General features: G+C 59.6%; 25 protein-coding genes. 6 read left to right on the plus strand and 19 right to left on the minus strand.

All coding sequences use genetic code 11. The features are described 5' to 3' along the window. Positions 1-25 precede the first annotated feature (25 nt). The 8 genes from ACTAQJ_RS11270 to ACTAQJ_RS11305 form a co-directional block, all read right to left on the minus strand. Entirely contained in the window at positions 26-517 is a 492-nt protein-coding gene (locus tag ACTAQJ_RS11270) for a PaaI family thioesterase (protein WP_431118723.1), read from the minus strand. 31 nt (positions 518-548) lie between these two features. After that, positions 549-1,430 (minus strand): sulfurtransferase, encoded by an 882-nt coding sequence (locus ACTAQJ_RS11275; protein WP_431118722.1) that lies wholly within the window; start codon positions 1,428-1,430, stop codon positions 549-551. 80 nt (positions 1,431-1,510) lie between these two features. Further along, positions 1,511-2,128 carry a CGNR zinc finger domain-containing protein gene (locus tag ACTAQJ_RS11280; protein WP_431118720.1) on the minus strand — a complete coding sequence of 206 codons (618 nt, stop codon included), beginning with the start codon at positions 2,126-2,128 and terminating at the stop codon, positions 1,511-1,513. Positions 2,129-2,186: 58 nt separating this feature from the next. Further along, a complete protein-coding gene (locus tag ACTAQJ_RS11285; protein ID WP_498702084.1) occupies positions 2,187-2,975 on the minus strand; it encodes an enoyl-CoA hydratase/isomerase family protein in 789 nt (262 codons plus the stop codon). A gap of 54 nt (positions 2,976-3,029) precedes the next feature. Continuing rightward, the gene (locus ACTAQJ_RS11290) at positions 3,030-3,644 is read right to left on the minus strand and encodes a nuclear transport factor 2 family protein (protein ID WP_498702085.1); all 615 of its coding nucleotides are present in this window, start codon (positions 3,642-3,644) and stop codon (positions 3,030-3,032) included. Then, complete coding sequence (locus ACTAQJ_RS11295) at positions 3,644-4,249, minus strand: alpha/beta fold hydrolase (RefSeq protein ID WP_498702086.1); 606 nt, start codon at positions 4,247-4,249, stop codon at positions 3,644-3,646. Before ACTAQJ_RS11295 ends, ACTAQJ_RS11290 begins: the two co-directional genes overlap by 1 nt. Continuing rightward, a complete protein-coding gene (locus ACTAQJ_RS11300; protein WP_498702087.1) occupies positions 4,250-4,972 on the minus strand; it encodes a flavin reductase family protein in 723 nt (240 codons plus the stop codon). A 218-nt stretch (positions 4,973-5,190) separates the two neighbouring features. Beyond that, positions 5,191-6,360, minus strand: coding sequence for a thiolase family protein (locus ACTAQJ_RS11305; RefSeq protein ID WP_498702088.1), 1,170 nt, complete (start codon positions 6,358-6,360; stop codon positions 5,191-5,193). Between the two features lie 229 nt (positions 6,361-6,589). Between ACTAQJ_RS11305 and ACTAQJ_RS11310 the strand changes: the two genes are divergently transcribed. The 3 genes from ACTAQJ_RS11310 to ACTAQJ_RS11320 are packed head-to-tail and all read left to right on the plus strand — an operon-like array spanning position 6,590 to position 9,418. Then, positions 6,590-7,483, plus strand: coding sequence for an alpha/beta hydrolase (locus ACTAQJ_RS11310; RefSeq protein WP_498702089.1), 894 nt, complete (start codon positions 6,590-6,592; stop codon positions 7,481-7,483). A gap of 34 nt (positions 7,484-7,517) precedes the next feature. Further along, positions 7,518-8,369 (plus strand): MBL fold metallo-hydrolase, encoded by an 852-nt coding sequence (locus tag ACTAQJ_RS11315; RefSeq protein ID WP_498702090.1) that lies wholly within the window; start codon positions 7,518-7,520, stop codon positions 8,367-8,369. Then, the gene (locus ACTAQJ_RS11320; RefSeq protein ID WP_498702091.1) at positions 8,366-9,418 is read left to right on the plus strand and encodes an SLAC1 family transporter; all 1,053 of its coding nucleotides are present in this window, start codon (positions 8,366-8,368) and stop codon (positions 9,416-9,418) included. The genes ACTAQJ_RS11315 and ACTAQJ_RS11320 overlap by 4 nt, the downstream gene beginning before the upstream one ends. Positions 9,419-9,859: 441 nt before the next feature. Here the strand turns inward: ACTAQJ_RS11320 and ACTAQJ_RS11325 are convergent, their stop codons facing one another. The 9 genes from ACTAQJ_RS11325 to ACTAQJ_RS11365 all read right to left on the minus strand — a co-directional run bounded on the left by ACTAQJ_RS11325 (position 9,860) and on the right by ACTAQJ_RS11365 (position 20,295). Further along, complete coding sequence (locus tag ACTAQJ_RS11325) at positions 9,860-11,245, minus strand: MFS transporter (RefSeq protein WP_431118708.1); 1,386 nt, start codon at positions 11,243-11,245, stop codon at positions 9,860-9,862. Between the two features lie 233 nt (positions 11,246-11,478). Then, the gene (locus ACTAQJ_RS11330) at positions 11,479-12,300 is read right to left on the minus strand and encodes an alpha/beta hydrolase (RefSeq protein ID WP_498702092.1); all 822 of its coding nucleotides are present in this window, start codon (positions 12,298-12,300) and stop codon (positions 11,479-11,481) included. A 261-nt stretch (positions 12,301-12,561) separates the two neighbouring features. After that, a complete protein-coding gene (gene purU, locus ACTAQJ_RS11335) occupies positions 12,562-13,422 on the minus strand; it encodes a formyltetrahydrofolate deformylase (protein ID WP_498702178.1) in 861 nt (286 codons plus the stop codon). Positions 13,423-13,472: 50 nt separating this feature from the next. Beyond that, on the minus strand, positions 13,473-14,825 hold the full coding sequence (locus ACTAQJ_RS11340) for a hypothetical protein (RefSeq protein ID WP_431118706.1): 1,353 nt from the start codon (positions 14,823-14,825) through the stop codon (positions 13,473-13,475). A gap of 97 nt (positions 14,826-14,922) precedes the next feature. Then, on the minus strand, positions 14,923-15,861 hold the full coding sequence (locus ACTAQJ_RS11345; protein WP_498702093.1) for an SDR family oxidoreductase: 939 nt from the start codon (positions 15,859-15,861) through the stop codon (positions 14,923-14,925). A 128-nt stretch (positions 15,862-15,989) separates the two neighbouring features. Further along, the gene (locus ACTAQJ_RS11350) at positions 15,990-17,198 is read right to left on the minus strand and encodes a VOC family protein (RefSeq protein WP_498702094.1); all 1,209 of its coding nucleotides are present in this window, start codon (positions 17,196-17,198) and stop codon (positions 15,990-15,992) included. A gap of 74 nt (positions 17,199-17,272) precedes the next feature. Beyond that, positions 17,273-18,283 carry a fumarylacetoacetate hydrolase family protein gene (locus ACTAQJ_RS11355; RefSeq protein ID WP_431118700.1) on the minus strand — a complete coding sequence of 337 codons (1,011 nt, stop codon included), beginning with the start codon at positions 18,281-18,283 and terminating at the stop codon, positions 17,273-17,275. A 92-nt stretch (positions 18,284-18,375) separates the two neighbouring features. Next, positions 18,376-18,750, minus strand: a complete 375-nt coding sequence (locus ACTAQJ_RS11360) for a nuclear transport factor 2 family protein (RefSeq protein ID WP_431118698.1) — start codon at positions 18,748-18,750, stop codon at positions 18,376-18,378. Positions 18,751-18,816: 66 nt separating this feature from the next. Continuing rightward, positions 18,817-20,295 (minus strand): aldehyde dehydrogenase, encoded by a 1,479-nt coding sequence (locus ACTAQJ_RS11365; protein WP_431118696.1) that lies wholly within the window; start codon positions 20,293-20,295, stop codon positions 18,817-18,819. A gap of 210 nt (positions 20,296-20,505) precedes the next feature. On the opposite strand from ACTAQJ_RS11365, the gene ACTAQJ_RS11370 reads away from it, so the two are divergent. After that, complete coding sequence (locus tag ACTAQJ_RS11370) at positions 20,506-21,858, plus strand: ATP-binding protein (RefSeq protein ID WP_498702095.1); 1,353 nt, start codon at positions 20,506-20,508, stop codon at positions 21,856-21,858. A gap of 340 nt (positions 21,859-22,198) precedes the next feature. Continuing rightward, positions 22,199-22,951 (plus strand): helix-turn-helix transcriptional regulator, encoded by a 753-nt coding sequence (locus tag ACTAQJ_RS11375; RefSeq protein ID WP_498702096.1) that lies wholly within the window; start codon positions 22,199-22,201, stop codon positions 22,949-22,951. A 54-nt stretch (positions 22,952-23,005) separates the two neighbouring features. On the opposite strand, the gene ACTAQJ_RS11380 is transcribed toward ACTAQJ_RS11375, so the two are convergent. Next, complete coding sequence (locus ACTAQJ_RS11380) at positions 23,006-23,749, minus strand: response regulator transcription factor (RefSeq protein ID WP_431118694.1); 744 nt, start codon at positions 23,747-23,749, stop codon at positions 23,006-23,008. 100 nt (positions 23,750-23,849) lie between these two features. On the opposite strand from ACTAQJ_RS11380, the gene ACTAQJ_RS11385 reads away from it, so the two are divergent. Next, the gene (locus tag ACTAQJ_RS11385; RefSeq protein WP_498702097.1) at positions 23,850-25,520 is read left to right on the plus strand and encodes a sensor histidine kinase; all 1,671 of its coding nucleotides are present in this window, start codon (positions 23,850-23,852) and stop codon (positions 25,518-25,520) included. A gap of 3 nt (positions 25,521-25,523) precedes the next feature. On the opposite strand, the gene ACTAQJ_RS11390 is transcribed toward ACTAQJ_RS11385, so the two are convergent. After that, positions 25,524-25,793: a PLDc N-terminal domain-containing protein gene (locus tag ACTAQJ_RS11390; protein ID WP_431118691.1), complete on the minus strand. Its 270-nt coding sequence runs from the start codon at positions 25,791-25,793 to the stop codon at positions 25,524-25,526. Between the last annotated feature and the right edge of the window lie 12 nt (positions 25,794-25,805).

Genomic DNA, 25,805 nt, shown 5'->3' on the forward strand with positions numbered 1-25,805 from the left:
CCTCTGTGGCGCTGACGCCACCAGGTCAGTCGATTGTGAAGACGAGCAGTGAGCCTGTGGCGGTAGCTACGAGCTTGCCCTTGGCGTCCGTGACGGTGGCGTCCGCGAAGGCAACGCGATTGCCGGGCTTCGATACAACGCCTACACACGTCAATGGGCCGCTGTCAGCCCGTACTGAGCGAAGGTAGTTCACCTTAATCTCTATGGAGGTGTAACCCTGGCCTTTGGGAAGGGTTGTCTGCACTGCGCAGCCAAGGGCGGAATCGAGCAGGGTGCAAAGGAGCCCGCCGTGAACCGAGCCAATTGGGTTGTAATGGGACTCGTCGGGCTGACACGTAAAGGTGGCAGTGCCCGGCGCCGCCTCGACCAGGGTCATGTTCAGCAATTCCCCCATCGGTGGGGGTGGCAGTTTTTTGCCCATCATTGAGTGCAGGTACTCCAAGCCGCTCAGGCCGGGCATGGCTGCCGCGCCAATGGCTGGATCGTCCCAGGCTACGACCCGTTTGCGCTCACTCACTAGTACTCCTCTTGTTCGTAGTTCAAGAACTCTAACTACCGACCGCTATGGGAGCCCGTACTGCATTGCCCCATTCGGTCCAGGAACCGTCGTAGTTCCTCACCCTGTCCATGCCCAGCAGGAAAGTCAGGGCAAACCAGGAATGGCTTGAACGCTCACCAATCCGGCAGTAGGTAATAACTTCATCGTCCACTTTCAGGCCTATTTCATGGAAATAGATCTCCTCCAGTTCCCTCCGCGGCCGGAACGTCCCGTCGTCGGAAACAGCCCGCGCCCACGGGACATTGCGTGCCCCCGGGATATGCCCGCCACGGAGGACGCCCTCCTGCGGGTAATCGGGAATGGAAGTCCGCTCACCGGTGTACTCCTCAGGGCTGCGGATGTCGATGAGGGATAAGCCGAGGTGTTCCTGGACGTCATCCTTGAACGCCCGGATGGACGAGTCATCGCGCGTGACTACCGGATAGGACGTTGCGCTCCTTGCCGGCGGCAGCGAAGTCTCGAGGGGACGCCCTTCGGAGATCCACGTTTCCCGCCCGCCGTCGAGCAAGCGGACGTCAGGATGGCCAAAGAGACGGAACACCCAGAGAGTATAGGCAGCCCACCAGTTGTGCTTGTCACCATAAATGACAACGGTGCTGTCCCGCGAAATACCCTTGGACGTCATAAGATTGGCAAATTCCCGCCCCGTCAAATAGTCGCGTATAACAGGATCGTTCAGATCTGTATGCCAATCAATTTTGACGGCCGACGGAATGTGGCCCAGTTCATAAAGCAGCGGGTCCTCGTCAGACTCCACGATGACCAGTCTGTCATCATCCATGTGCCGTACAAGCCATTCGGCTGTAACCAGCCTGTCAGGATGCGCGTACTCGGTGATTCGGGCGGAATTGTCCGCAGGTAAAGCTTGCATTGAGGTCCTTAGTGGGGTTAATAGCCCGGTCAGCGAAAAGACCCTCCTGCACATTGTTCACGAACGAACAGAAATGGGAGTCAATTCACGAGCTTTGATTCAAGTTTTCGTGCTCGGTGCGCCCGGAGATTCGCCGGGTTTCCACAAATTCTTACGTCATGCCACACGCCGCTGTTGTTGCGCGAGCGATCAAAGAACGCAACCCTGCATTTTTCGCTGCGGCATAGTTTGAGCCGGTGCCAAGTCCCTGCGAGTTGGGCCTGGAAAATCTCCGTCATAGCCAGGGATTCAATGTGACCGGCTCCGGCTCCCTGCGGTTCAGCCTGGATCTCGCCATTGGACTTGAGCCTCAAGGAGGTAGCGGTCGTCCAGACTGTGGGCAAAGCGTCAATGTCGGAACGAACGACGGCGTCCGGGTCGCCTCCGGCGTTTAGCGTGCCCGCAAGTTCATCACGAAAGTACCGCAGGTGTTCCAGGTCGCGTTCCGTAAGTTTGACTTCGACATAATGCCGTCCGGTGGCCAGTGCCCACTGTTTCAGACCAGCATCCAGCCAATCCTGGGCAAGCCCGAGATCAAGCAACAAATCGGTCCTTCGCGGCTTTCCAGCGGATTTCGTGTTGAGCAGGTCATGGACAAAACCCAGCCCTCCAGGAGCACTTTCCATGTCATAGCGTTGCGTCGCGTTCCAGTCGCTCACTGCATCCCCTCTCGCCAACTTCCAGGGCACCCTTGGCCATCCACCATGTTAAGTGCGATTAGCGGCCTTGAAATTCCAACACCGGGCGTGGCCGTCCCGCTTCCAGTGCCTCCACGGCCGATTTCAGCCCGGCCTGGGTGTCTTCGCGTTCAAACAACGGCATGGCGATATCGAACATCGCTTGGTCTGCCGCAGCCACGCCGCCCAACGACCAGGTTCTCAGGAGCGCCTTGTGCGCAGCGTATGCCTGTGTAGCTCCGGTGGCGATCCGCTGGGCAAATGCCAAGACTTCTTCCGTGAGCTTGTCTTGGGAAACGACGCGGTTCACCACTCCGGCACGGTTCATTTCCGAAGCGGATACTTTCTCCGAAGTCATCGCCCATTCTGCTGCCCGGGTCTTGCCTGCCCTTTCGGCAACGCGATAGATGCCACCCAAGAGGGTGACGATGCCAAGAGTTTGCTCCGGATGCCCGAACTCCGCTGATTCTGCTGCGAAAATGAGGTCGGCCCTCAGGGCGAGTTCAAACCCTCCTCCAAAGCAAAGGCCCTGGACTTCTGCAATCACCGGCATCGGCAGCAGCTCCAACTGGTTGAAGACTGACATGTAGCGCTCAAACAAGGCACGCAACTCCCGCGTTTCCGCGCCCGGCCACGTCATGATGTCGCCTCCGAAGCTGAAGTCCGCGCCTTCAGCCCGAATGATGACCACACGGGCGTCGCTACTGCCTATGGCGGTTATAGCTTCGGACAGCTCGTCCGCCATCTGAAGGTCGATCCGGTTCTGGGGCGGATTGTCCAGGATGATGGTGGCAATCTGGTCCTGGACGCTGAACGTAAGGTGGGTCATTGGCATATGCCCTTTCGCTAGGAAGTAGTTGCGAACCTGCTGAATCCGAAGGAATCAGTCGGCGGAGTAAAAACGGGATTCATCGCCCACAGATTTCCCGAGGCGTTTCCCCAGTTCAGCCGAAAACCGGAGCGCTGCGTCAAGCGGGCGATGATGGATGGCGGCCGAGACGATCTGGCCGGCTTCGTCCTTGGTGAGGATAGTGACTCCGTCGATCTTGAGACCGCTGAACGCGGTGGCCTGCCATTCAAGGTAAGTGCGCGGCCCATTGACGGTTTGATGGGTGAACTCCAGCGATTCGTAAATAGAGCTGGCTGCGCTCATTACCGCTTTCACGTTCTCCCGGCCGGTGATGGGCGACCGGATGACGGAAGCCTCAAGCACAACGTCGCGGTGGAAGGCCTCGCCAAAGTCGTCTGCGGATTTGCTGGCAAAAGCGTTGATCCAGCCTTGGGCGTCTCCTCCGCCAGACGTAGTGGCAGATGCTTCAGAAACTTCTTTGAGGAATCGGCCGATGAAACCGGCCACGTTCTGAGGCTGCTCGACGTGAGGCCAGTGGCCCGCCCCGCTGAGTACTTCCTCCTTGACGTGCCGGAATCGCGGGGCGACAGCTGAAGAGATCAGCTCGGCGGTCGCGAACGGGTCTGCTTCACCGCGGATTATTAACACTACGGTGAGCTAAATTCGCTCTCCGCAGGGGCGTTCGGAATCCCTTCGTTCCAGCAATCCACGAGGTGGGTCACGACTTCCGGACGGATGCGGCCCCCTATGTAGGTGAGCTTGTCCAACCCGAACTCGTTCAACCCGCCGCCGAGGTACTGCCGGATCCCTCGTTGGGCTGCTGCATCTCCACCCAGATGCCGGAAAGGACCAACAGCTTCCTCAGGAAGGTGTGTCCCCGCTAAAGGCACCGGGGTAACAAATACAGCACCCACCACTTTGTCTGGATGGCGGACCCCAACTAGTTCGGCTACGAGCGTTGCCATGCTCTGCGCGACGACCACGACGGGCCTGTCCAGACCCGCCACGACGCGAGCGACGTCGTCGGCGTATCGCTCCAGGCTGTACGGGCCTTCGTCCCCGCTCCGGTCCCCCATCCCTGCCAGGTCCAGTCTCAGAAACTGGGCGTTCGCGGTGGCGAGTTCAGAGACGACGTCGTCCCAGACACTCTGGTCATCCAGGAATCCGTGGATGAAAAGCACGGCCACATCGCCGCTGCCAGTGGTTGTCAACGAGGGGTCCTGCTTCTGCAACTGCTCCATTACAGTGCTCATCTATTGCTCCTTGGTGAGGGTCGAACCGGATGGGGACCAGGCTGCTGTATTGATGGGTGACCAGTCGCTCGGCTGACCGTCCAGCCGTGCCATGCGTTGCTTGTGCTTGGCCTTGAGGAGTTCATCCTCAAGCGGCGTGGTGAACACGTTTTCAACCAGTGTGTACTCAGCCGCCAAGCGCCCGACGGCAGTAACTGCTGCCGTATCAATCCGGCCTCGTTCCAGGTAAAGCTCGTCTTTGACGTGGAAACGGACAACTTCGCCCCAGACCACGTGATCGTTCATCTCGCCCACAGGGATGATGCGGTTAACGATGCATTCCATTGCGATGGGGGCGTCTTTGATCCTGGGCGCAGACACGGCTTGTGAAGCCTCTTTTTCAAGACCCACGGCCTCAAACTCGTCGATACCCGAGGGAAATTCGAAGGCCGAGGAGTGCAGGGCGTGCGCCTGTGGAAGCGTCGCCACGTTGACCACAAAGTTTCCCGTTTCGCGAATGTTGACGAACGTGTCCTTGAGGGTCTTCCCGTCTGAGCGCGGCTGCAGCGAGATAGACACCATGGGCGGCTTTCGCCCTACCGCCGTGAAGAAGGAAATGGGCGCAAGATTGGCCACCCCATCGGGCGAGACGGTGCTCACCCACGCGATGGCCCTGGGAATGATGCTTCCGATGAGGAGTTTGTAGGAGTCGACGGCGTTGAGATCCGCACTATTGATGATCATGGAGAGCCTGTATCTTTCCTTGTCAGTGTGGGGGCGTTCCTGTGGAAGAAACGCGACCTGAGGCTGCATCGGCGCGGCCTGCGGTGGTGGGAAGTTTTGGAGCCTAGTGAAAGTCAGCTGAAGTAAGCGTATCCGCTTTACCTATTTCAGACAAGAGTGTTTATTCAGAATTTGAAAACGCCTTGGATGGCCCAACCGCGCGGGGGCGGGGACGGCAGCTATCGCTCCAGAACGACAGCAAGGCCCTGCCCCACACCGATGCAAATGGCAGCAACGCCAACACCGCCTCCACGCCGCTTCAGCTCGCGCGCCAGGTGTATGAGAATGCGGGAGCCGGACGCGCCCAGCGGGTGCCCCAAGGCCAGCGCTCCACCATGGATATTTACTTTCTCCGGGTCCAGGTCGGGCCAAAGGCGCAGGCACGCCAAGCTTTGGGCGGCGAACGCTTCGTTGAGCTCGACGACGTCGACGTCTGCCCAGGTCTTGCCTGCCCGGGCAAGCGCTTGATTCGCAGCCTCCACAGGGGCAATGCCGAAAACGTTCGGATCGTTGCCGGCCACCCCACGTGAAACGATGCGAGCCAAAGGTTCCGTTTCCAGGGCACCTTCACGCCCGATGAGCATGGCCGCCGCCCCATCATTGAGCGGAGAGGAATTGCCCGCCGTTACCGAGCCACCGTCGCGGAACGCCGGCTCCAGGCCAGCCAGGGCCACCTCGGAGGTGCTGGGTCGCACGCCCTCGTCGGTGAGGAGCGCCGAATCCGGATGGGGCACGACCTCGTCGTCGTAGATGCCCTCGGACCAGGCCTTGGCAGCCAAACTGTGGCTTCTCACGGCAAACCGGTCTTGCTCGGTCCTTGATATGCCAAACTTGTCGGCCAGGATTTCAGCCGTCTCGCCATTGGAGATAGTCCAGGCGTCGTTCATCCGGGGGTTGACCATACGCCAGCCCAGCGTCGAACTGTGCAGGGTTTGGGGGCCGGCCGGATACGCCCGCTCGGGTTTTGCCAGGATCCAGGGTGCCCTGCTCATCGATTCAACGCCCCCGGCAACAATGAGCTCCGCATCCCCGATTTCCACAGCACGACTCGCCTGGATGGCAGCCTCAAGTCCAGAACCGCACAGTCGATTGACCGTGACGCCAGGTACCGACGTCGGTAGCCCGGCGAGCAGCGCAGCCATGCGCGCCACATTGCGGTTATCCTCCCCAGCACCATTGGCGTTGCCCAGGATCACCTCGTTAATCCTGTCCGCTTCCAGCCCGGGCTGCCTGTCCACCACTTCGCGGACCACATGGGAGGCCAAATCGTCAGGACGAACGCCGGCCAATGATTTGCCGAATTTTCCGAAGGGGGTACGGACCCCGTCATAGATGAAGCTGCTTGCCATGCTTCTGCCTTTCGTCGTGCATCGGGGGAAATCTGGAATGGGTAGCCGGCACGCGGCCGTGAAAGGAGCATACGCCAAAAAATCATTGCAGGACAGAGTCTAAAGCTGTACGCTTATTTCACGTCTTTACCCCCTTTATCCACACCTCACAAATTCCCCGCGGCGCGCGGCGTTGCTCCCGCGGCTTCACCCTGCCCGTCCAGGGGCGCTGGAAAGAAAAGAGAGATTCATGGCAGAACGACTGGATGTTGAATTCACGGCCGATGGGGGCATCACGCTCCGTGCTTGGCTCTACATCCCGGATGGTCCAGGACCACATCCCGCCATCACGATGGCGCACGGCTATGCGGGAACCCGCGCTCATCGCCTCGATGCATACGCCTCCCGCTTTGCTGCCAACGGATTCGTGGTCCTGGTCCACGACCACCGCAATTTCGGCGCGAGTGATGGCGAACTTCGTCATGACATCAATCCCTGGCAGCAGATCAAGGACTGGCGCCGGGCGGTAACCTATCTCGAAGGCAGGCCTGAAGTCGACCCCTCGCGCATCGGCCTGTGGGGGTCCAGCTACTCCGGCGGGCACGCCCTGGTTTTGGGGGCTACGGAAGGCCGGCTCAAGGCTGTCGTGTCCCAGGTGCCCGCCATCAACGGCCATGTGGCCGGCTCCCGGAGGGCAGTGGGCGATGCCAAGACGGCGCTGGAACAATCCTTCATCGACGACGAACGGGACCAAGCCGCCGGCAAGGCACCCAGGATGATCGCGGTAGTTAGCAGCGACCCAAACCAGCCTGCCGCGTACCGGGTTCCCTCCGCCCTGCGTTTCTACACGCAACCTGGCCCGGAAGAATACGGCTGGGACAACACCGTCACCTTGCAATCCACCCGGGCAGCGCGCCTTTACGAACCGGGAGTCTGGGCCTCAAGGGTGTCCCCGAAGCCGCTGCTCTTCATCGTGGCCGCTGACGATGAACTGACCGGCACGGACCTGGCCCTCGAGGCCTACGAGCAGGCTCAGGAGCCCAAATCGCTCGTGATGCTGCCGGGAGGCCACTTCGAGCCGTACGTAGAGAACTTTGAAGAATCAAGTTCCGCCGCTCTCGACTGGTTCTTGCGGCACCTCTAAGCCACCACAAAATTCAGGGAAAGTGACGCATATTATGGCACCCACAACCGAGCTGGTTTACGACGTCTTTGTCTCCGGCACCCTGCCTCAAACAGGACGAGGGACTCTTCCCAACGGTGACCCCCGCATCTGGTCCCCGCTATCCTCCACTCTGATCTCCGGACAGGAGAACGCGGTGTTGGTTGACCCGCCCATGACGGTTGACCAGACAACCAGGGTCGGGGACTGGATTGAAGCATCGGGGAAGACACTTAGCCACATCTACATCACGCACGGCCACGGCGACCACTGGTTCGGCGCAGGTCCCCTGGTCGAACGGTTTCCGGGCGTCACAGTACTGGCAACCCCGGGCACGCTCCAGGAAATGGCCATGCACGGCTCCCCGGAGTTCCGTTCCTCCTTCTGGGACTCGATCTTCCCGGACCAGATTCCGCCCACCACTACAGTGACTCAGCCAGTGGATAATGGCTCGTTTGAACTGGAGGGCCATGAACTGCAGATCATTGAAGTGGGCCATACCGACACCGACAACACCACCATGCTCTTCGTTCCCTCCATCGGGCTCCTGGTAGCCGGGGACGCCGTCTATAACGGGGTCCACCCCTACCTGACTGAGTCCGAGAACGGGGGTCTCGAAGCCTGGCTGCAGGCGATTGATATCGCGGAGAGCCTCGAGCCGAAGTTCGTTGTGGCCGGGCACAAGAATCCCGCATTGCCCGATCTGCCCGGACAGATCCAGGAGACCCGCAGGTACCTTTTGGACGCATCAAAGCTCCTGGCCGAGCAACCAACGCCGGAGGAGTTCTTCTCCGGAATGCTTGCGCTTCATCCTGATCGGATAAACCCGGGTGCATTGTGGGGTGCGGCGATGAAACTGCTCAGTTGACCGGCGGTCAGGCGCCCACGGTAGGGCGCGGTGCGACGGCTTCGGAAGCTCGGTTGCCCGATCTCGTCACAGAACCACCGCCTCCCCTCGCTGAACCTCCCCCAAAGCCTCCGTCGCACCCGTTCAACCTGTTTGCCATTCCCCTGGGCATCACGGGGCTGGGAGGCGCCTGGCAGGCGGCCCGCCTGACACTTCATGCTCCGGCGTGGCCAGCGGAGGTCGTGTACGGGATCAGTGCCGGCATCTGGTCCGTGCTGCTTGTCCGGTATCTGGCAAAAAGTTTCCGATACGGGTCCAAAGGACACTTCGACAAAGAACTAAGGCACCCCGGAAACGGCCCGTCAGCGTCGTTCATTCCCCTGGTGGGCATCCTCCTGAGCAGTCACTACATCGAATACAACAAGATGTTTTGGTCCGTGCTGTGCCTGTGCTTCATCATCGCTCTCACGCTGCTCGGAGCAAGACTTCTGGTCCACTGGGTGACCGGAGGAGTGACTCTGGAATGGGTCCACCCGGGTTACCTGCTTCCCGTTGCCGCAGGTCCCTTCATCGCCAGCATCGGCTTCTCCACCATGGGTTTGCCCCAAGCGGCGATCGCCGCGTGGGGAACCGGCGCTTTTTTCTGGCTGGTGATGGGAACGGTGGTGACGGTGCGCTTCATGGCGGGGATTGAGATGCCGGACGAGTTGAAGCCCGTCTTGGCCGCGTATGTGGCCGCCCCCGCAACGGCCTGCGTTGCCTGGATAGTCATCCGCCCGGAGGGTTCCGGAATCATCCAGACAGGACTCACGGGAATCCTCCTCATGATGATTCTGATGCAGGTGTTTCTGATTCCCCAGTACGCCAGCCTGCCGTTTTCGCTGACGTTCTGGATCTTCACCTTCCCGGTGTCAACGTCGGCGAACTACGGCATCCGGTGGCTCAAGACCGTCGACGTCGCCGGCTCGGAACTCATCTCCTGGGCCCTCTTGGGCCTTGCCACGGCTTTTGTCCTTGGCACCGGAATACGGACTCTCATTCACGGTTCGCCAGCCAAGAAAGAGCGCTGACGCTTCGACGCAGCCGTAACCACAGCAAGTTCGCGCGGACGTTCCTAACTTGACGTCCGACGTCGGGCGCTTGAGTTGTGGGAATCGGCTGCGGCGTGCAGGGGTGACAAGGAAAGACCTTCGGGTGGAGCTGGACTTGTAGAGAGTCCAGCTCCACCCGGAGGTCTTTTCCGCGTTCAGGACACTCCCCAGTGGGGCATGACCGCGGCGCGGGATCATCGAGCCCTGAGCAACTCGGCGCGGGATGCCAATTGCTTCTCCAGTCGGCGCCTGCCGGAGGCGGCGCACACGAACTAGGCCTGGAGGTGCGACAGCACCCCGTCCGGAAGTCACCGAACCTTCCCTCCGCTGCTGACTCGGCAAACAGCGGAGCCACCTTGCTCCGGAGAAGGAGCAAGGTGGCTCGGATGGGGACTCTTTATCGCTGGCGTCCGGTGACCCTTATGCGTCGGAACGTGAACGGCGTGTGGTCATCGCTCTGACTGCGCCCACGGCTGCAGCTCCGGCCAGGAGTGGAATGGCCAGGGCGAAGAAGATCTGGTCAACGCCCCATCCTGCGCCCAGCATCACGCCACCCAGCACACCGCTGACGATGGAGCCGGCCTTGCCGAAGCTGTGCATCCATGACACGCCGGTTGCGCGGGCTTCAGTGGGGAAAACCGATGTGCTCAGTGCGTTCATACCGCTGTTGGCACCCACCAGCACAACGCCGATGGTGAAGCCCAGAACCAGCAGCAGGGGCAAGGTCAGATTGACTGATGCAAGGATCCAGGCCGCTCCGGCGGCCAGCGTGAAGGCCGCACCGAGGGATACATATTTGCCCAGCTTCTCCATGGCAAACCCGATAGCCAAGGCTCCGATCACACCGCCGATGCCGAACATCGAGACCACATTGCCTGTGCCCGCGGCGTCGATATGGAGTTGCTTGACGATCAGCGGCAGGTAGTTCAGGAACATATAAACCACTGCGGCGCAGATGAAGTAGCAAAGCCAGATGAGCAGCGATACCACCACAAGTTTCTTGGACAGTACGGCCCTGACACCTCCAACCGGCTTGGCGGCGCCAGCCTGCGGTGCGCCCGTCAGATCCACTGTGTTCATGTCGAAGCCGGGGATGATGGCACTCAGTACCTTCGTCACTTTTTCTGTCCGGCCTCCCCTTCGAATCATGAACACCGTTGATTCCGGAAGGCCCCACAACAGCGCGGGCAGGAGAATCAATGCCAGGCCTGTTCCGGTTCCGAGCAGCCACTGCCAGCCCAGGGTGGGAAGAATGGTGGATGCCAGGAAGCCGGTGATGACAGTCCCCAACGGGAAACCCGTGAACGTGATGGCCACAATGGCGGCCTTACGCTTTTCAGGCGCGAACTCGGCAACGAGTGTGATGACCAGGGGCATCACAGCTCCGAGGAACAGGCATGCCACCACCCGGAAGATTCCCAACGTAAGGTCGTTTTGTGCCAGCGCGCCGCCTAAGGTGGCCAGCCCGAATCCCGCTGTGCCTACGATAATTGGGAGCCTTCGGCCGATCTGGTCCGACAGCGGGCCGGCAACGATTGAACCGACGGTGAGGCCCACAACTCCCAGCGTCACCATGGTGGTGACTGTTGCCAGCGAGGTACCCCACTGGGTGACTATTTGTGGGTAAATGAATCCCCACAGGCCGATTTCAACTCCTTCCAGGGTCATGGTCAGGAACCCGAGAAGGATGATCACGCGCCTCCTGTTGCCAAGCGGCGCTTGATTGAGTATTTCCTGAACGGTCAAGCGGGAGGATCCCGGGGTCCGGAGGCCGGTCGTCTTTGACGCCTCGTTGGCAATTGCCATGTTGTTTGCCTTTCTAATGCACGCCGTCGTTGGCGCGCGTGAGCTGATGCGAAGCTCGTAGTGCTCGTGGATCGGGGCACGCAGTCTTCCGTGAGCGATTGCCGTCTAGGTTGTTCCCTTGCGCCTTGCTCATGGCAACCGAATCCTCAAGTGTGATCGGGGACACAAGGTGAACTCTGCGATTGAAAGAAGCTTAGGCTATACAGCTCTTTCAAGCAATGGTCTGTCGGTACTCAATCTGCTGGCCTTGCCGTCCGGGAGATGGCCTCGACCCGCAGCGCCTTCCACCAGTCGCTGATTACGTTCCAGGCCTCCTCCCAGTCGCCGTCGAGCATCATGTCATGTCCGATCCCGGCGAGTTCCCGCACATCGGCGCCGCAGCGTCGTGCGGTTGCGCGCGCTGACCGCGCCGGCACCATTCGGTCATGCTTGCTGTAGACGGACAGAAGTGGATATTCGGACTTCACCCTCGACGGCAAGTGGAAAAGCAGCTGGTACTGGACCCAGGGTGACTCGCCGCAAAGGGATCGGGAGATCTCCGCCGCCTCCTCAGTGCCCATCCGCTCGAACAGCATGTCTGGCGGCAGCCGAAGGCTTCGACCCGCGAGAAACCGCATCGCCTGCCACGGATGGCTTCTCAGCACCGAAAAGACCGTTCCGAAGGCCGGACCGGAAGTAATGGAGCCAACAAGCACGCCCGCGCTCACCTTCGCCGGCTGCAGCGCCAACACCCGCTGCACCACCAGGCCACCGAGTGAGTGGCCAACCAAGACGATCTCATCAGCATCCACAGTCTCGACCGCGCGGAGGACGTCTTCAACATAATCCTTCAGCCGCGCCGAACGCAGGCTTCCTCCGCTGCGGCCGTGGCCCCTGAGCGAGACCGCGTACGCCGCATAGCCTTCCTCGGAAGCTGCGTGCATCCATTTGCGCCAGCATGTGGCGTCATGGCCGAGGCCATGCACAAAGAGAAAAGCAGAACGGGGTCGGATCCCGCCCGGAGGGCCGGACGCGAGAATCTCGAGTTGAACATTGCTACCGAGGTTAAACATCATCGTTTCCACAGCAGCTGAACCTATCAGGGAGTGACATAAGTAACAATGGTTTGCATATTTCGACGGTGTCCTGCCGCGAGCCGTGACATGATCAGCACCGCTCCATGAGCGACGTCCGCAATATCGCACCTATCTGGTTCTTCCCTGCCAGCAAGCAAAAATGCTCGACCGGAATACCCGGCCGAGCATTTTGCCCGAACTGTTAGTGATTCCCGGCATTGACGCGGGCTTGTTCGTTCTGCTCCCATGAGGGGAGCGGGATCAGAAGACCACCGTGTGATTTCCATGGCGAAGTATGCGATCGTCGCAGTGCCACGCGACGGCCCTGGTGAGCACACGTCGCTCGACGTCGGCACCCTTCCTCATCAGCTCTTGAGCCGAATCTGCATGGTCAACACGAATAGCATCCTGCTCGATGATGGGTCCCTCGTCGAGATCAGCCGTCACGTAATGCGCAGTTGCACCGATCATTTTCACTCCACGGTCTTTCGCCTTCTGATAGGGCCCCGCCCCAATGAAGGCTGGAAGGAAGGAATGATGAATGTTGATCAGCGGGACTCCAACTTCTTGAAGAAAATCGTCGGAGATGATCTGCATGTACCGGGCGAGCACTATGAGGTCGACATTTCCGCGCAGCAACTCCAGCTGTGTCTTCTCCATGGCACTCTTATCTTTTGCGTCCGCCGGCACGTGCACAAAGGGAATCCCGAAGTAGCGCACGTCCTCGGCAAGGTCCGAGTGGTTGGAAACCACGAGGGCAATGTCAACGTGCAGTTCCCCACGCCGTTGCCGCCACAACAGATCAAGGAGGCAATGGTCTGTCTTGGAAACGAAAATGGCGACGCGTTTGCGTTGAGCAGCGCTGGTCAGCTGCCACTCTGCGCCGTATGGAGCCTCGATTTTCGCTCGTATCTGCTCCTCGAGCTCGGCTCGCCTTGCACTGAAATGCTCCAGGTGGAACTCTGTGCGTTGGAAGAATACCCCGCCGGTGGGATCGGTGGAATGCTGGTCCAATGAGACGATGTTCGCCCCGAACTCCGACAGAATACTGCTAACGGCGCTTACTATTCCAGGGCGATCGGGGCACTGTATGAGGAGGCGGGCGATCGTTTGTTTCTGCAGCAATGCACCGCTGGGTTTTGTCGTCTGGAAGCCGGGGTCCCTTGTCTGACTCATGAAACGGCGGCCGGAATCGCGTCGATGTCGTAGTCCTTGTTGGTAGGCAGGTCCAGGTATGGGAAGCGTTCCACCGTTGCACGGATTGCTTTGATCCGGGAGCCATGATCACCCCAATGCACCACGACTTCGTTGCCGATGTGTGCCTGGTCCACATCAAGGGTCGTGTGCGAGATCATTTCGCGGTAGTAGTACGAATAGACGGCCAGCGATGAGACACCCACAGGCTGACCATCTTTGGTGACGAGGTCAGCGTGCCCCCCTGCCGGGGACTGGGGTGTTGTTGGGAACTCGAAGTGCTTGTACTCTTCCCCAACCTCAAATTGGGAGGCGAAGACATCGAGGATATCTTCTTTGTTCCACTTGAGCACAACGGTCTTACGTTGGGGATTCGCCGACTCGGCCTCCAGGGCTTCACGGCCGATGAAGTCATGATCGAACTTGGCCATCCAGCCCCAGTTGACTTCATATGGAGTCCTCAGCCGGGCCCTCATATCCAATGGACTAAGACTGCCGGGCAGACCTCCGGGCGTATTTGATAATGGTGTTCCGGCACCGAACACGGGGTGGGCAATAAATTCGGGATCCGCGTAGGCGGCCGGTAAGAAGGTGCACCCTTGCTGTGGAAACCCGCCTTCTGTGTGATTGACTACGTACGTCCGCCAGCCAAGGCGCTTGAGTCCGAAATCCTTACCCGCCTGGTAGACGGCGTCGAAGATGGCCGGACCATGCTCGAGTGGGCCTCTCAATTCATAGGCAAGGGTGCCGGACATCCCGATTCGAGACAGCTCGATTTCCACCGTCTCATCTATGCCAGGGACGCTGACTTTCTTGACATCCAGAAAGTTGAGGCTTCGCACCTGGTCGCCCAGAAGCCGTTCCAGAACCTGCAGCGACGTGGGCCCGGCAACTTGGAACAGAAAGATGTTTCTGAGGCTGATACCGACGTCGATACCCAGATCAGGAGCCTTGAACATGGGCCAGGGCATGGAAGCGAATTGGCGGAAGGACTCCTCGCTGTCCCGGACTGTTAGGGCGTGGTTGGCGATGCATCCGTTTTCATCGAGCATAACAAGGTGCTTTGACGTGCCGATCGGCCACTTGTATACGTTGTTGATGCTGAGTCGTGAAAGGAAATCCTGGGCGTGCGGCCCACTGAAGGTGATTTCGGGAAGGCCGCTGAGGTTGGATGCAATGTAGGCACCCTTTTTCCACGACAGCGATTCGGCCTTCCAGCCGTCCCCTTCCCAGATGTGCAGGCTCCCGAGAACATTCAGATAGGTTGGAACGTCCGGGTATGCCGGCACGTCATTGACGGCTACGCCTTGCGTTCCGTTGGTGTCTCCCATGATGAAACTTCTTTCTGTATTCTGAGCGGCCGGCGTGGCATGTAGCCTGTGGTCGAGCCCGCCCTGTTTTGTTGGGGGTACTAGCGGGAAATGGCTCTTAGACCGCTTCTTCGATGAGGTCGTATCGCGTTGACTTCACGCGCTCCATGACTGACCGCAGGGACTCAGGCTCCTGTCCTGTAATCTGCTTCACGTGCTGGGACAGGACGGCCTGATAGCCCTGGGCAACCGCCATATCTGCTGTCACGAGTTCGTCGCTGGCCCAAAGGTGGCCGTCTGGGTTTAAGGGCATGTTCGGATCGTAGGTTCGAGGCATCCCTATGGAGTCGAAAAATGCCTGTCGCTCTTCCGGGGTGACCGGCGTATATCCAATCGGGGTACCGTAGACTTCCGCTCCGATCCGTGCAATTTCTTCGTAGTTCAGCAGCTGGGGCCCCGTTATTTCATAGACGGCTTCTTCATGTTGCTGGGGGTCCTGAAGTACAGCGGCCGCTGCCCTTGCCACATCTGCTTTTGCTGCAGGAGCGAGGCTGCCGGATCCGGTGGCCATTTCCAGCCGGCCGGATGGAGCTGCCGGTGCGATCTGGATGCTGCTGACAATCTCGGAGTACAGCGCGTTGCGGAGAAAAGTGAACTTCAAACCGGATGCGCGCAGGTCAAGTTCAGTTTGATAGTGGTCCTTGGCAGACATCGCCGGGTTATTGGGTTGGACACCGCTCACCGACGTGTAGACGATGTGGCGGATACCGGCCCGCTGCGCGGCGGCAATAGCGTTGCGGTGCTCCGCGATTCTGCGCCCGAGGTTGAGTCCGCTGATGAGAAACAGCGTCTCAGCGCCGAGGTAGGCTGCGTCGAGTGATTCGCGGTCCTGATATTCCCCCTGCAGGACATGAATGCCCTGTGCTGCCCGATCCGACAGCTTTCCAGGCGTGCGAGTGACGAGAGTGAGGTCTTCGTGCGCTGTGTTCTTCAATAGAAGCTTGGTGACGCGGCGGCCCAGATCCCCTGAGGCGCCGCTAATTACTATCCGGCTCATGCCGTTCCTTTCAAAGGCACTTTGGCTGGACCGCCAACGTGGTAGTTATTGAATTTCCAGGGCCCCTACGCCGAGAAGAGCGGTTCCGGGAAGCCTTGTGTATTACCGACGCGGGCACCTTGAGGGGCTTATCCGAGGGGTCCCCAGAACGTCTCTCCCCCGTATGTATCGGATAGCGGCTCCAGCGCCTCGGGCCAATTGTCGGGGTCCACGGTCCGCCGCTGGGCCGCAGGCTTGGCCTTGCCGTCCCATCCAATTTGTTCCATGTAGTAGTACAACTGCATGACGTGCCCGTCCGGATCGACTGCGTGGATGACGTAGTCGATGCCTGGGTGGACTTCCTGTGGCAGATCAATGAGTTTCACTCCACGCTGTTCGAGGAACGTACGGGCTGCTCGGAGTTGCTCGTAGGACCCTAGCTGGATGGCGAAGGCCAGCAGGGTGCTATGTTCACTGACTCCCAACACTTTGCGGAGCTCCAGCGGAAATAGACCGAGGCTGTGGTGTTCCGTGTTGGCCCGCAGGAACACAACACGGTGTCCCTCAACGGTGGTCTCTTCGCTTTTGACCAGGCCCAGCCGCTCCGTATAGAACTGCTCAGCAGTGGCCACGTCTTCAACGAAGATACTGACCGGGCCGATGCGAACGGGTTTGAACGGACGAGAAAGAAGAACGCCACCGACGTCAAAGGTTTTGGGCAGTTCGTCCTTCCAGCGATAACCGGAAGTCAGGTCGACTCCGTCAGATTCTGCGGCAGCCAGCTCGGTTGCCTCTGAACTAGTGGGCAGTGCCGGGTGCTCGTTGGCCCAAGGCCACAGGACTTCGGGTTTGCTGCGACCATCCCAGCCGACCTGTTCGATCCCGTATTCAAGTTCATTCGTGTGCCCGGTGGGATCGGGAAAGTATGTGTGCCAGTTGGAACCCGGGTCACGGCCGTACCGTTCAATTTTGTTGCCGAGCGACTCGAGCCATAGCCGGGCTTCGACAACTTCGCGGAGGCTCCCTACCTGCCAGGTGATCTGGTTGATGGTGAGGTCGCCACGTGCCGGGGAGTCCATGTGCTCCACCCATGGCCGCGGCATCAGGACGAAAGTGTGGTGATCGCTGTTGTGGCGCAGGAAATAGATGTTCGTGTCAGACAGGCCGTCCAGCCACACTCCCGGATCGTACTTTTGAAGGTCCAGGGCATCCGCTTGGTAAAAGCCCAGGAGTTCTGTGTAGTAAGCGAGTGAGGCGCCGGTGTCCTCCACGCTGATGCCGAAGTGGTTGAGACGGCGGATTTTGAATGGTCGGTCGTAGAGGACTCCGCCGACCGAATGTTGTTTCTTCTCGGTCATTTCTTGTCTTCCTTCATCTGTAAGGGTCACGTCAGCGTGCAAGCGAGTGGCGGCTCTTTGCGTGAACGTAAGTTTTAGTTGGCCGCCTTGACGACCTGGTTCCGGATGGTCCCGATGAGGCTGGAAGAGACTTCGACGACATCGCCTGGTTTCACGAACAGTGTTTCCGGGTGGGACCCGTCCGGCTGTTGTTGGCTGGAATCGATGGCCGTTCCCTTCGGAGTGCCGCTGCTGACAAGGTCACCGGGATACAGCGTGGTATCTGCCGACAAATGCTGGATAAACCCAGCGAAATCGTGCACCATCGACTTCGTGCTGCCGCTTTGCCTGATCTCGCCGTTTACACGGCATTCGATGGGGATGTTCTGGGGGTCGAGATCTTCCCCCACCACGATCCAGGGGCCGATGGTTGCGGAGGTATCAAAATTCTTTGAATGCATGAAGTCTGGACCGAAGGAGACGTTGTCTCGAACAGACCAGTCATTGTGCAAGGTGTAACCCCAGATGTATGGGAGTGCCTCATCACTGCGGATATCCCGCCCGCGCTTGCCAATGATGATGGCAATTTCTGCCTCGTAATCCAGGCGCTTTGTCCGCTCGGGGTAGCGTACTTCTTGTCCGTCAGCGGAAACCGCCCGGTGATCTTTGAGGAAGTACTTCGGCCCGCCCTGAACAAGGCGCTCCAGGACTTCGGTAGTGTCTGCGGCCGAGCTGTTCTTACTCGCCGCGTCCATGTGGTCGTAAAAGTTCGCCAAGGCGCAGAAAATCCGAGCCTCCTTGGCGACCGGGGGGTGAAGTTCCACTTCGCCCAACTTGAAGCAGAGCTGCTCGCCCAGGAGACCGCGGTCGTCTTCTGCTGCGGACCATAGATACTCCACGGCGGTTTGTGCTTCCTCAAGCGCCCGCGTTCCCTCCGTGATGAAGGCACTTAGCTCATGTGGGACAACAAGGTCGGCTTGTGCCTGAGCGCGGGGCGCCCCGGTCGTCTCTGCGAGATACTTTGCATAGGTGGCATTGACATCGACCACGGATTCGTTCCGTATCATGCCAACTCTGCGTTCAGGGCCAAAAATTGCGACCTTCATGTGTTCTCCTCATCAATGGTGCTGAAACTGCTCTGGAATGTATCCGGCAGCCGGACCTCTGGTTTCCAGTGACAACGTGTGTCTGCCTCCGGTTACTGGGCCGGGTCCACTCCCACCTTGTCGAACAGGCCTGCGTCCGTGGGAGTGAGGCTGTAAATGGTCAAAGTCTGGATTTTGCCGTCTCTAATGGTGAAAAAATCCCCGAGTTTGAGAGGAACCCCGTTCGCATCCAGGTCTATCTCAACGGCAACGTGATCACCGTTCACCACTGGCGGCCGTGGGCTTGGCGTCATCGCCCCTGGAGCCAGTCCGTTTTGGTACATCCTCTTTATTGCGTTTGCACCCACGAGGGTTCCTTTGGCGTTAATTAGCTGGGCATCAGGTGCAAACAGTGCTGCAACGGCGTTGGCGTCTCCTGCTTTCACTCCCGCGAAGTAGGCGTCGACGACTTCGGTCGGATTTGTCATGAAGATTCAAACTCCCTTACTGGACCGGGTGCCCGGAGTGCGCATCAGGTCTTGATGAATGCCTGTCTAGGCAGGCAAGTACTTGGAAGAGCCGTAGATCGACTTGTATTCGAGGTAAGCGTTGATCCCTTCCGGGCCGAGCTCGCGACCAATGCCTGAGTCCTTGAATCCACCGAAGGGGGCACCGAGATCAAGGGTGTAATAATTCAGGCCGATCGTCCCGGTACGCACCCTTCGTGCCACCGACAACGCTCGATCTTCGTCAGCGCTCCACACCGACCCGCCGAGGCCATAGTTGCTGTCATTGGCCATTCTCACGGCATCCTCATCATCATCGAATGGGATGAGGGCCATAACCGGCCCAAAAACTTCCTCCCGAGCGAGACGATCATTGTTGTCAACGTCGGCGAACACTGTGGGCTGGACAAACCAACCCCGGTCCAGCCCCGCCGGGCGACCACCGCCGGCAACGAGTCGGGCAGTGGAACTTTTCGCTGTTTCGATATGGCCCAAAACCCGTTCGAGGTGGCCCTGAGTGGCCATAGGCCCCATTGTCACGGATGGATCAAGTGGGTTCCCGAGTTTGTACGAGTCAGCGAAACTGGCAATGGCATCCACAACCTCTTCATACCGGGAACGCGCGATCAGGATGCGCGACTGGGTGGTGCATGTCTGGCTGTTGTTCAGGAACGAGGCATTGTCCAACCCGGAAAGGAAAGTCCCAATATTGCCGTCCTCGAGGAAAACGGCTGCCGATTTTCCACCGAGTTCCAGTGTGCAGCGGCGGATAAGGCGTCCGCACTCGGCACCGATGACCCTGCCGGCTTCGGTTGATCCGGTGAATGCGATCTTGTCAACTAGTGGATGCGAAACGAGTGCAGCTCCGGCATCACGATCGCCGAGGACAATGTTGAGCACCCCATCGGGGAGTCCTGCCTCACGGGCTGCATCAGCAAATACATAAGAGTCCAGAGCGGTCTCCGGGGATGGTTTGAGGACAACAGTGCAGCCGGCCGCCAGGGCAGGGGCGATCTTGAACATCGCCAGCGCCTGCGGGAAGTTCCAAGGTGCTATGGCACCTACCACGCCCACCGGTTCACGCCGGACGATTGTTGACCCTGCCTGGCTTGGACGTACCTCTTCCAACGGGAGGGCTTCTATTACATCGGCGTAGATTCTCAGTAGGGCGGAGGGAGCACCGCCATTGAGCATCTGCGACAAACCGAAAGGCATGCCGTTTTCCCTGCTGACGAGCTGTGACGTGTCCATGGCACGGCGTTCGAGTGCATTGGCAAATTCGCGCAGCATTACCGCGCGTTGGGCGGCGGTGGACCTGCCCCAAGGACCATTGTCGAGGGCGCCCCGCGCAGCCTTCACGGCCGCATCAATATCCGCTTCCGAACCTAACGCTGCGAGACCAATGATCTCGCCCGTGGCGGCCTCTACCTGCTGCTGGATGCGGACGGCGCTGGGTTCGGCCCACTCTCCGTTGATAAAGAAGCGCATTCGATCGAGCTCATCTGGTCGCTCAACAGCGAGTGACATGGGTTCTCCTAGACTGTAGAAAAATTTAGGGAGGGAGCGTTCACAGGAAACAGATGGCGGCATCAGCAGCGGATTCCGTCGTTTTACCTGGATCGGGGCCTGAGTTGCATCCTTGCAACTACCTCCAAGTTTGATCTTTTGTGATGGAATAAAAACGCGTCAGATGACCTGACCTGTTACCTGTATTGTTTTGTGCATCACAGGAGGAACATGAGTACCGACGCACTTGTCGGCCGTTCACACGGCGGCCATCAACTGACGAGTTTCATCGGCCGGCGTCGCGAGCTTACTGAAGCCCGTGAGCTGATGACACGCTCCCGGCTTCTGACTCTGGTGGGCCCTGGCGGCGTCGGAAAGACTCGCTTGGCGCTGGAACTGGTCACTCGGGTGCGGAAGGCGTTCAGCGACGGCATCTGCATTGTGGAGCTCGCGGCAGTAGAGGACGGCGCAGTGGTTGGCTCCCACATAGCGGCCGCCCTGCGGTTACCGGACCAGTCCAATCGGTCATCCCTGCAGAGGATCGCAGACTATGTCCAGGACCGGAATCTCCTTCTCGTTCTCGATAATTGCGAGCATCTGCTCGATGCGGTGTCCGTCCTGGTCGCCCGACTACTTGACCAGGCTGGGAGATTGAGGATTGTGGCCACGAGTCGGGAGCCGCTGGGCATCTTTGGTGAGCAGATCTACAAGGTGCCTCCTCTGGCAGCGCCCGTTCAAACAGCCGCGGAGGACGTGGGGATCGAGTACTTCGACTCGGTTCGTCTGTTGATAGACCGGGCTCGTAGCGTGGATCCAGCTTTTGAAGTCACCACGGCTAATCGCGTGGCTGTAGCCCAACTGTGCCAGAGACTCGACGGGATACCGTTGGCGATCGAGCTGGCGGCGACACGCCTGCGTTCGATGTCGGTTGTTCAACTCGTCGAGCGGCTTGACAGACGATTCGATCTTCTCACCGGAGGTAGCCGCGCTGCCTTACCAAGGCAACAGACGCTCAGAGCGCTGATCGATTGGAGCCACGAACTATGTAGTCCGGATGAGCGGCTGCTGTGGGCACGCCTCTCAGTCTTTTCGGGCGGCTTCGAGGTAGAGGCTGCCGAAGAGGTCTGCGGGTTCGGCCAATTGACCAGCGAGGGCGTACTCGATCTGATTGACCACCTCGTCGCTAAATCGCTCGTCATCGCCGAGAACGTATACGACACCCAAAGCGGTGGCAGCGTACGGGTTCGGTACCGCCAGCTGATGACCTTTCGCGAATATGGTGCCGAGCTTCTCGAATCAATCGGAGAATCCACGGAGATGCGGCGTCGCCAGCGTGACCACTACCTTCGCCAAGCGGCTGCGACAGTCGATAGTTGGTGCGGCCCGGATCAGGCCGGACGACTAATGGCTGCGCGACGGGACCATCCGAACTTTCTTTCTGCGCTTGAGTGGTCGGCCTCGACCCCGGGGGAGGAACGCGCAGGGCTGCACCTGGCCGCCCTTCTCAGGTACCACTGGACGGCCGGTGGGAACCTTGCCGAGGGCAGGCGATGGCTGGACCGACGACTTCAAATCAGCAACTGAACCGAGCCTTGAACGAGGAGCCGCACTATGGGTCGGAGCCTGGATTTGCCTTGTACAGGGTGACTGGGGCCAAGCACGCACACATGTCGCCGAATGCCGGCTGATAGCAGAAAGCCTCGGCGACAGGGCGCTGGCGGCCCACGCAGATCATTGGGAGGCCCTTTGTGAGGTATTCGACGATCACTTGGACCGCGCGCTAGGGCTTTTTACGGCAGCTGTTGCCACGCACCGCCAAGTTGGCGACATCGCGTCCGCCCTCTACGCCCTATTCCTGCTGGCATGGACCCAAATGTACGCCGGTCGCACAGGGGAAGCCCTGGCCACCTGCCGGGAGGTCTTGATGGTAAGCGATAGTTACGGGGAACGATGGGCCCACGCTTACGGTGATGCGGTCATGGGTTTGTGCCAGTGGCATCTCGGCGAACTGGATGCGGCGAGGCAGTCACAGATCGCAGCACTTGAGATACAACGAGACTTTCCCGATAGCCTCTGCATCGCTTTGACGATTGAACAGATGTCTTGGACAGCTGCCTCGGGCGGACACTACGAATCCGCAGCCGTTCTCTACCATGCAGCCCGTGCCGTATGGAGTGGGATTGGAACCACCATCTCGGCGTTCGGCCCTCTGGAGAAGGACTTTAAGCAGATGGCGGCCCAGGTGCGGGACGAGCTCGGCGAAAGGGAATTTGAGGTCCTCACCAGACGCCCCGAACCCTCCCTGGAGCAAGCCATTGAGCTTGCACTGGATGCCGCCCACAGGGGGTACGCGTCCGCAGTAAACCCACAGCCTTCCCTCGCGAAAGCAAGCAGCAGACGCGGCGCGGCTGAGACCCCGGAGGACCAGGTGCAGCACTTCGATATCGCGCTCACCCGACGGGAAGCCCAAATCGCCGGCCTCGTTTCGCAAGGTCTGAGCAACAAGGAAATTGCAGCCCTGCTCGTGGTGTCACCCCGAACCGTTGGGGGGCATGTTGCGAATGTTTTGGCGAAACTTGGTTTCAATTCACGAACACAAATCGCATCATTAGTGTCCGTTCGGGATGGGGCAGGACTGGCGGACAGGACGAAAAGTCCATCCGACGGCGAACGATAAGATGCCGAACGCCTTCTGGGCCTCACCCCTCAGGAATAGACTCAAGCCCGCAAGTTAGTTGCCCTGAGCCAGAGGCGCCAGCCGGTACCCAACGCCGCGCACGGTCTCGAGCCATCGCGGGTTCTGGATGCTGTCGCCAAGTTTCTTGCGCAAATTGCCCATATGCACCTCAACGGCACGTTCGTCGGCGTCGCTGACGTAGCTGCCGACGTCGTAGGGTTCATTGCGAAGCCGCCGCGCCAGATCTGCCTTGGTCCGCACAATCCTGCCGGTCTCCAGGAGGGCAAGCAGGAGGTCGAATTCGGTGCGTGTCAGCCTCAGCTCCTTGCCGTTCAGGACTGCTGTCCGGGAACCGGCCGAAACGGCTAGGCCGTTGTGGGTCATTTCCGGGTCGGTTTCTTCCACGGCGGCTTTGGACTCCGACGACGCGCGGGGCCTTCGCATCATGGCCTCGACGCGTGCGCGAAGTTCGCGCGGACGGAACGGCTTGGTGAGGTAATCGTCACCGCCGGCCTCCAAGCCCATGAGGGTGTCCAGTTCCTCGGCCCGGGCCGTGAGCATGATGATGTAGGCGTCCGAGGATTTCCGGATCTGGCGGGCCACCTCGAAACCATCGATGTCGGGCAGGCCCAGGTCCAGCGTTATGACGTCTGGATTCAGTTCGCGGGCTGACGTGACGCCTGCAGATCCAGTGGATGCAACGTGGACGTCAAACCCCGCTTGGGAAAGGACCACACGCACCAATTCGCGAATATCCTGGTCATCTTCAATGACCAGCCCCACACGTACTTCACTCATCGCTGCCCCTCAGCCCCTTCGATAACCCTTCGAAGTATAACCATTATGGTTAGGCTGATCTCATGAACCGACTTTCTTCTGTATTCCCGGTGGTTGCGCCGTGACCCGCCCAACCACCTGGGATCTTGGGGAGAAGAAAAGACTCCTGGTTTTTCGCCGCTCTTTTCACGAACACACCCTTCGCATGAGGGTTGTTCTCAGCCAATTGCCGCTGTCCGTCTGTGTGTGCATTTCGGCGATTTTGGTGTTGCTGTTTTTCCCGGCCACCCTCGAAAATCCCATGTTCCTCCTCTTCCTGCTGAGCCAGGCATTCCTGTTGGCGGCGTGCGTCATTGTGCCCTGGCACCGGCTGCCGTTCCCCAGCTTCCTGGTGATACCGATCCTGGATATGGTCTCGATTTCCTTCGGCAGGGAGGGAGGGCAGGAATCGCTCACGGGGCTCAGTGTCCTGGTGGTCCTGCCCGTCATTTGGCTCTGCGCGTCCGGCCTGTACCCAAAACTGGCCATTGCCTTGTCATTCGTGGGTCCGCTCGCCATTGTTTGGGCCCCCTTGTTCGTCAAGGGATCGTTAACGGAACAGGACCTCACCAAACCCCTGCTCTTCCCGATCCTGATTCTTGGCATCGGCGTGTCCGTTAGTGTGCTGACCCTGAGCATGGTTCGCCAGCAGCGGGCATTGGAGCAGAAGGACGAGGAGCTAAAGAAAGCGCTCGATGTCAGCACCAAGCAGGAACGGCTCCTCAACACTGTCATGGAAGCCTTGCCGCTGGGGGTGGTGGCGGTGGATGGCGACGGTCATGACATCCTCATGAACCGCAGGCAACGGCACACGCACACCCTCGCAACTCCTCCAGGCAATGACGATCCGAACGAATCCGAACTGCTCGTCTTCGACCAGGACAGGACTACGCAGCTGCCCGCTGACCGACGTCCAGTCCGGCGTGCAGTCCTCGGTGAAAGGTTCACGGATCAACTCGTGTGGCTTGGTTCCGGAGCAGACCAGCGTGCCTTCACCACAAGCGCCCGCCCCATGGTGGACGACGCGGGAAACTTCGCCGGCTCGGTAGTTGTCTTCAGCGACGTCACAGACCTGGTCAATGCACTGGCCGCCAAGGACGACTTCGTCGCCAACGTCTCCCACGAATTCCGAACGCCGCTGACGTCCATTCTTGGTTACGTGGAGCTTTTACTGGATGATCCGCGTTCCCTGGATCCCTCGTCCCGCCGGCAACTCGATATCGTTCGAAGGAACGCCGACCGGCTGCTCACCCTGGTGTCCGATTTGTTGGCCGTGCGTTCGGGCCACATGGTCATTCAGCCCCACACTGTGGACGTGGCCGAGCTGGTACGGGGAAGCGTGAGCTCGGCCGGGCCCCGGGCAGCCAAAGCGGGCATCCGGTTGTCCATGGATGTCCCTGAGTCCTTGGAAGCCCATGTGGACTCCTCACGTATAGCCCAGGTCCTGGATAACCTGGTATCAAACGCCATCAAGTACTCCCCCAAGGGCGCAGACGTAGAGGTAGCCGCTTGGGAGGACCAGGATTTTGTGTTCTGCCGCGTCTCCGATACCGGCATGGGCATGACCGAAGAAGAGCAGTCCGAGGCGTTCACCAAGTTCTTCCGTGCCGGCGGCGTACGCAACAGCACCATTCCCGGCGTCGGGCTTGGACTGCCGATCAGCAAGGCGATCGTCGAAGCGCATGGCGGAACCATCACGCTGGAAAGCGAACCCGGCCGGGGCACAACCTTCCTGGTGAAGATGCCCGCCTGAGCGTTAGCGCCCGGTGCCCGCCGTGCCCGGCACTGCTGTGCCCGCTACTGCGGCATCACGACGGCGGCCGAAGAGGAAGTAGCTCACCGGTCCGAAGAAGTTGATGAACGAAACAGCGCGCCACACCGCCTTCTTTCCCCTGATCCTGGAATCGGGGGTCTTGCCGATACTGCGTTGCGCTGCACCCAGCAGGGCCATATTTATGGCTCCGCTGACGATGAGCATGATCCGCTGGCCCTTGCTCATATCGCGCCACGATTTCCTGCGAGCCATGATGCCTCCATC

This window comes from Arthrobacter sp. alpha11c, from assembly GCF_054149985.1.

What these genes read in the sequence shown, in the direction of transcription:
- ACTAQJ_RS11275 (WP_431118722.1), bottom strand. Translation starts at nt 1,430, where the DNA reads ATGCAAGCTTTACCTGCGGACAATTCCGCCCGAATCACCGAGTACGCG.
- ACTAQJ_RS11285 (WP_498702084.1), bottom strand. Translation starts at nt 2,975, where the DNA reads ATGACCCACCTTACGTTCAGCGTCCAGGACCAGATTGCCACCATCATC.
- ACTAQJ_RS11295 (WP_498702086.1), bottom strand. Translation starts at nt 4,249, where the DNA reads ATGAGCACTGTAATGGAGCAGTTGCAGAAGCAGGACCCCTCGTTGACA.
- ACTAQJ_RS11300 (WP_498702087.1), bottom strand. Translation starts at nt 4,972, where the DNA reads ATGATCATCAATAGTGCGGATCTCAACGCCGTCGACTCCTACAAACTC.
- ACTAQJ_RS11305 (WP_498702088.1), bottom strand. Translation starts at nt 6,360, where the DNA reads ATGGCAAGCAGCTTCATCTATGACGGGGTCCGTACCCCCTTCGGAAAA.
- ACTAQJ_RS11310 (WP_498702089.1), top strand. Translation starts at nt 6,590, where the DNA reads ATGGCAGAACGACTGGATGTTGAATTCACGGCCGATGGGGGCATCACG.
- ACTAQJ_RS11315 (WP_498702090.1), top strand. Translation starts at nt 7,518, where the DNA reads ATGGCACCCACAACCGAGCTGGTTTACGACGTCTTTGTCTCCGGCACC.
- ACTAQJ_RS11325 (WP_431118708.1), bottom strand. Translation starts at nt 11,245, where the DNA reads ATGGCAATTGCCAACGAGGCGTCAAAGACGACCGGCCTCCGGACCCCG.
- ACTAQJ_RS11330 (WP_498702092.1), bottom strand. Translation starts at nt 12,300, where the DNA reads ATGATGTTTAACCTCGGTAGCAATGTTCAACTCGAGATTCTCGCGTCC.
- ACTAQJ_RS11340 (WP_431118706.1), bottom strand. Translation starts at nt 14,825, where the DNA reads ATGGGAGACACCAACGGAACGCAAGGCGTAGCCGTCAATGACGTGCCG.
- ACTAQJ_RS11345 (WP_498702093.1), bottom strand. Translation starts at nt 15,861, where the DNA reads ATGAGCCGGATAGTAATTAGCGGCGCCTCAGGGGATCTGGGCCGCCGC.
- ACTAQJ_RS11350 (WP_498702094.1), bottom strand. Translation starts at nt 17,198, where the DNA reads ATGACCGAGAAGAAACAACATTCGGTCGGCGGAGTCCTCTACGACCGA.
- ACTAQJ_RS11355 (WP_431118700.1), bottom strand. Translation starts at nt 18,283, where the DNA reads ATGAAGGTCGCAATTTTTGGCCCTGAACGCAGAGTTGGCATGATACGG.
- ACTAQJ_RS11360 (WP_431118698.1), bottom strand. Translation starts at nt 18,750, where the DNA reads ATGACAAATCCGACCGAAGTCGTCGACGCCTACTTCGCGGGAGTGAAA.
- ACTAQJ_RS11365 (WP_431118696.1), bottom strand. Translation starts at nt 20,295, where the DNA reads ATGTCACTCGCTGTTGAGCGACCAGATGAGCTCGATCGAATGCGCTTC.
- ACTAQJ_RS11370 (WP_498702095.1), top strand. Translation starts at nt 20,506, where the DNA reads ATGAGTACCGACGCACTTGTCGGCCGTTCACACGGCGGCCATCAACTG.
- ACTAQJ_RS11375 (WP_498702096.1), top strand. Translation starts at nt 22,199, where the DNA reads ATGGTAAGCGATAGTTACGGGGAACGATGGGCCCACGCTTACGGTGAT.
- ACTAQJ_RS11380 (WP_431118694.1), bottom strand. Translation starts at nt 23,749, where the DNA reads ATGAGTGAAGTACGTGTGGGGCTGGTCATTGAAGATGACCAGGATATT.
- ACTAQJ_RS11390 (WP_431118691.1), bottom strand. Translation starts at nt 25,793, where the DNA reads ATGGCTCGCAGGAAATCGTGGCGCGATATGAGCAAGGGCCAGCGGATC.